The following is a 4948-nucleotide window of genomic DNA, read 5'->3' as shown; positions in this document are numbered from 1 at the left end:
GGCGCCCGCCGCCCCGACGCTCGCGGCGACCGCACCGACCGCCACGGCGACGGCGTTAGACGAGGAGTCGCTGCTCAGCGTGGTGGTGGACTTGTCCGGCCGCCGGGATGCCGCGCTCAACGCCGGCGACGGCGAGGCCCTCGCCGGCACCACGGTGCCCGACTCGCCCGCCGCCCTCGCGGATGCCGAGGTGCTGGACACGCTCACCGATGCGGGGGAGAGCGTCTCCGATCTGGACACCTCGGTGCTGAGCGTCGTCGAGGTGGACGTGCCGGAGCCCTGCGCCCAGCGCTGGACCGATGCCCGCGCGGTCAAGATCCGTCAGTCCCAGCCCCCATCGAGCCGCACGGCCGCGGACGGTACCGTGCGCACGGTGCCAGCGCAGGCCGCGCGGGAGGTGGTGCTGGTACTCGTGCCCGGCCCCTGGCGGGTAGCCGAAGTGAGAGCGGTCTAGATAATTGTTTCCAAGGGCGCAGGCCGGGGTAAGCGTGGGCGGCGCTCCTCTTTTCACCGAAACCGGCACTAATAACGTACCCAAACCGGCACTTGTAACGTGCCGAAACCGGCACTAATGACGTGCCGAGACCGGTCGATATGACGAGGCAGGGGCTGCCGTGGTTGAGCGTCCGCGGCGCTCCGGGGCATCGATTGTGTATGTGGGTGCTTGCTGGGCTTTGTTGATGCGGTGTGGCAGTCGTCTGCGGTGTCTGTGCCGGGGGTGCTGGTCGGATGTGTTCTGGCAGGTGGAGCTCGAGTGCGACCCTTGTGACCCGAAGCCTCGGTTGTGTGCGGGGGTTTCGGACGCAAAGGGTCGTAGTCGGCGTCGGGGCGGAGGGCTGGGGTGCAAAGGGCCGTACTGGACCTCGAACAGCAGGCCCTGGCTGTCGGCGTTCTGGGCGTTGGCGTTGCGGTGCGGCGCGGCAGCGCCGGACGACCCAGCCCCGGCCCCGCCCCTTCAGCGCCGACGTGCACTGGCCGCTACAACCACATCGACCGGTTTCGGCACGTTATTAGTGCCGGTTTCGGTGAGATCGCGCCGCGAGCCGGTCACGACGGGCCTGGCGCCCTGCCCGACAACGGCCCGAGCCTTTTGCGCCGGCTTCCTCCCTGTACCGGCCCATATCCTCGGAATCAATCAGCTGTCATCCGAGGCAATGCGGGTACGACCGGCGGGTCGATGACGCAGCCGGGGACGTCCGTTGCTCGCGGGGCTTGTGACCGGGGCTGGTGGCCTATAGGCCCAGTTCGCCGGCGAAGTCGCCGTCCTCCAGGCGCTTCTTGACGGTCATGAGGTAGCGGGAGGCGTCAGCCCCGTCAATGAGCCGGTGGTCGTAGGACAGAGACAGGTAGCACACGGAGCGCACCGCGATGGCCGCGTTGCCCTCGGCATCCTCAATCACGCGCGGCTGCCGGGTGATGGCCCCCACGCCGAGGATGGCGACCTCGGGCTGGTTGATGATCGGGGTGTCGAACAGGGCGCCGCCGGAGCCGGTGTTGGTCACCGTGAAGGTGGATCCGGACAGCTCACCGGGATCGATCGTATTGTCGCGGGCGCGCGCCGCCAGATCGTTGATGCGCTTGGCCAGGCCGGGGATGTTGAGATCTCCAGCATGCGTGACCACGGGGACGAACAGCCCGCGCGGGGTATCCACTGCAATACCGATGTGCTCGACGTCGTGGTAGGTCACCTGGCTGCCGTCGATCGTGGCGTTGAGCCTGGGATGGGCCTTGAGGGCCTCGGTGGCCGCCGCAACGAAGAAGGGCAAGTAGGTGAGCTTGGTGCCGTTCTTGGCCAGGAACTCGTCCTTGGCCCGGGCGCGCAGGGCGGCGATGCGGGTGACATCGACCTCGACGACGGTGGTGAGCTGGGCCGAGGTCTGCAGCGAGGACAGCATGCGCTCACCGATGAGACGGCGCACGCGGCTGAGCTTCTCGGTGCGACCACGCAGCTCGGCCGCAGCGGCCGGCGCCGCCGCCGATCCGGCAGGCGCGGCGGCGGGCTCCGCTTTGGCCGTGGGCTGCGCGGCGGGCTCCGGTGCGGGCACGGCCTCGGGCTGCGCAGCAGGTTCCGGTGCGGGCATGGCCGCGGCCTGCGCGGCAGCGGCTGCCTCCACGTCCTGGCGGCGGATGCGACCGCCGACGCCGGTGCCGGTTACCGTGGCCAGGTCAACGCCTCGCTCACGGGCGAGTTTGCGCACAATCGGCGTCACGTAGGCGGGGGAGGCCGGTGTCGCGGGCGCGGCGCCAGTCGGTTCCGGCCCCTCAGGCGCGGCCGCTGTGGGCGCCGGTGCCGAGGCTGCGGCGGGCGTCGCCGAAGGCTCCGGGGCAGGCGGTGCCGAAACTGCTTCGGTTGGGGCGCCGATCGTGGCGATGATGGCGCCGACCGCGACGGTCTCATCCTCAGCGACGTGGATGCGGAGCAGAGTGCCGGCCACGGGCGAGGGGATCTCGGTGTCGACCTTGTCGGTGGACACCTCGAGCAGGGGCTCGCCCACCTCCACGGTGTCGCCCACGGACTTGAGCCAGGAGGAGACCGTCCCCTCGGTCACCGACTCGCCCAGTGCGGGCATCTTCACGGATTCGGACATGATGGAATGTCAACCTCTTCCTGTGATCGGGCTGAAGCAGCTCTGGTGGTGCGGTGGCTCTCCGGCGTACAAGCGCGGACGACAACCCCGGTCAGCCTACGGCACGCTTCAGGCCTCCGCCCCGGATTCGTCAGCACCGCCGGAGGCGGCGCGGGCTTCGAGATACGCCAGCAGCGTGGCCACGCCCGCGCCCGTCCCGCCCTGCGGAGTCGCGCCCCAAGCGGATTTGTCGTTGTAGGCCGGCCCGGCGACGTCCAAGTGCGCCCAGGGCGTGTCGCCGACGAACTCGCGCAGGAACAAGCCCGCCACGAGCATGCCCCCGGCCCGATTGCCGACGGCGGCATTGCGCAGGTCCGCGAAGGGAGTCTCCAGGTTCGCGCGCAGGTACTGCGGCAGCGGCATGGGCCAGAAATCCTCGCCGGCACGGTCCGCAGCCGCGACGACGCCGTCGCGCACCGCGGGCGTGCCCATGACCCCGGCCGTGCGCTCACCGAGGGCGACGATCTGAGCGCCGGTGAGAGTCGCGACGTCGAGCACGACGGCGGGATGCTCGGCCACGGCCGCCGCCAGGGCATCGGCCATGACCAGGCGGCCCTCGGCATCGGTGTTGGTCACCTCAACCGTGGTTCCGTCGAACATGGTGAGGATGTCGCTGGGCCGCTGGGCGGCTGGGCCGGGCAGGTTCTCGGCCAGGGCCAGCCAGGCGGTGATTCGCGTGCGCAGTCCCAGGCGCGCGGCGGCCAGCGTGGCCGCCAGGGCGGTGGCGGCACCGGCCATGTCGGACTTCATCTCCGGCATGGAGGCCGGCGGCTTGAGCGACAACCCACCGGAGTCGAAGGTGATGCCCTTGCCGACCAGCGCCACGTGCGGCGTCTGCGCCCGCTTGGCCACCTTGGGCTCCCACGTCACGCGCACCAGGCGGGGCGGGTGCACCGAGCCCTGGCCCACCGCGAGGATGCCACCGAAGCCGTCGGCGGCTAGACGCGCCTCGTCGTACACCTCGACGTTGAGACGCCCATCCTTCCGCCCGGCCGCGATCTTGGCCTGCTCCCGGGACAGGTCGGCGAAGGCCTTGGGTGTGAGCGTGCTGGGCGGGTCATTGACCAGGTCACGGGTCAGTGCCACGGCGTCGGCCAGGATACGGGCGCGCTCAATGACCGGTGCGCTTCGATCCTCGGGGTGGCGGTGCAGCAGGGTAGGCGGCGCCGGAGCGAGCGGGCTCAGGACGGTGACGCGGGCCAGTGGGGCGGTCGCGGCCGGCACGCGGCGCGACCACGCGTAGGCCCCCAGTAATGCCCCTTCGGCGACGGCGGCCAGGCGCTCGGCGGTATCGGCGGGCAGGGCGAATACCGCGTGCTCGACGCCGGCGAGCTCACGCGCAGCGCGCCCCGCTGCTCGCCGCAGTGCCCGAGTGTCGTCTGCATCACCGGTGCCGACCACGAGCAGGGTGTGGGCCATGTCCGCCTGCGGCTTGGCGCTCAGGGCGGCAGTAGGCACTCGCACCACCGCATCGAGTGCTGCCGTGAAGCCGAGTGTGGGCAGCAGGGGCGGCAACGCGGCCAGGAGGGGGTCGGCGGCGGTGTCGGTGAGCAGCACGGGGGCGTCGTCGTCGGCGCGCGCCGCCAGAACCAGGACGTCGCCACCCGCTGTGGTGGGCGGCAGGCTGGAAGTCATGATTTCGGTCATGCGGGGAATGGTAACGTCACAGGGCCGGCTCCGGACCGGGGCGCCGCTCAGCGGTGTCGGCCCGCCCAGCGGGTCCGTAGGTCACACACTCACGAGGTCAACAACCGCATGGATGAATCTCCTCAGCCGCGGCCCCTCAACGACACGCGTCGCCCCGCGCACGGATGGGGACGCGCGCTCGTGGGGGTCTTCGCGATCTTCGGCTTGGCGATCGTGGTCCCCGCGTTCGTCGCACTGGCCCGCGCAGGGGCAGGATCACGCCTGCCGGAGGCGCTCAGCGTGGTCTCCGGGCTCGGATACCTGGTGTTGTCGGTGAGCGTGGCTCACAATGGCCGCCGCATGCGCTGGGTGGGTTGGGGCTGCCTGGCGGGTGAGATAGCGGGACTCATCATCGTGAGCACGATCGGATTCCCGGATACGGTCTGGTCCCAGTGGGGCCGGGCACTGTGGTACCTACCCGTGTTATTGCCGCTCATCGGCGCGATTCAGCTGTGGTTGAGCGACCCGCGGCGCATCGTCACCAATGCCGAGCGCATGACCGACATCTCCGACACGATCCAGGGCTCGGTTCACCGCGACCGGTAAAAGCCCCCGATCAGTGCCCCCGCCTGCGACGCAGCCAGGCCTGCGTGCGCGATCCGAAGGAGGTGCGCTGTGCGGCTGCCTCAACGGCC

Annotated in this window: 3 protein-coding genes and 1 pseudogene; 2 read left to right on the top strand and 2 right to left on the bottom strand. The window is 70.6% G+C overall.

Annotated features, from left to right (window positions below):
* A pseudogene (locus RWX45_RS08595) lies at positions 1 to 454 on the top strand (protein kinase); the annotation flags it as partial.
* Between the two features lie 778 nt (positions 455 to 1232).
* Here the strand turns inward: RWX45_RS08595 and sucB are convergent.
* Positions 1233 to 2588: a 2-oxoglutarate dehydrogenase, E2 component, dihydrolipoamide succinyltransferase gene (gene sucB, locus RWX45_RS08590; protein WP_316023316.1), complete on the bottom strand. Its 1356-nt coding sequence runs from the start codon at positions 2586 to 2588 to the stop codon at positions 1233 to 1235.
* Between the two features lie 108 nt (positions 2589 to 2696).
* Positions 2697 to 4274, bottom strand: coding sequence for a leucyl aminopeptidase (locus RWX45_RS08585; protein WP_316023315.1), 1578 nt, complete (start codon positions 4272 to 4274; stop codon positions 2697 to 2699).
* Between the two features lie 108 nt (positions 4275 to 4382).
* Here RWX45_RS08585 and RWX45_RS08580 point away from each other — a divergent pair, with 108 nt between their 5' ends.
* Complete coding sequence (locus RWX45_RS08580; protein ID WP_316023314.1) at positions 4383 to 4859, top strand: hypothetical protein; 477 nt, start codon at positions 4383 to 4385, stop codon at positions 4857 to 4859.
* Positions 4860 to 4948: the final 89 nt, after the last annotated feature.

Origin of the sequence: Actinomyces sp. MRS3W, assembly GCF_032465695.1 — a bacterium.
Taxonomy (GTDB): Bacteria; Actinomycetota; Actinomycetes; order Actinomycetales; family Actinomycetaceae; genus Actinomyces.
This window is presented reverse-complemented; position numbering and strand designations above follow the sequence as displayed.

Excerpts from the sequence above, each read along its gene's own strand:
- sucB (WP_316023316.1), bottom strand. The coding sequence starts at position 2,588 with ATGTCCGAATCCGTGAAGATGCCCGCACTGGGCGAGTCGGTGACCGAG.
- RWX45_RS08585 (WP_316023315.1), bottom strand. The coding sequence starts at position 4,274 with ATGACCGAAATCATGACTTCCAGCCTGCCGCCCACCACAGCGGGTGGC.
- RWX45_RS08580 (WP_316023314.1), top strand. The coding sequence starts at position 4,383 with ATGGATGAATCTCCTCAGCCGCGGCCCCTCAACGACACGCGTCGCCCC.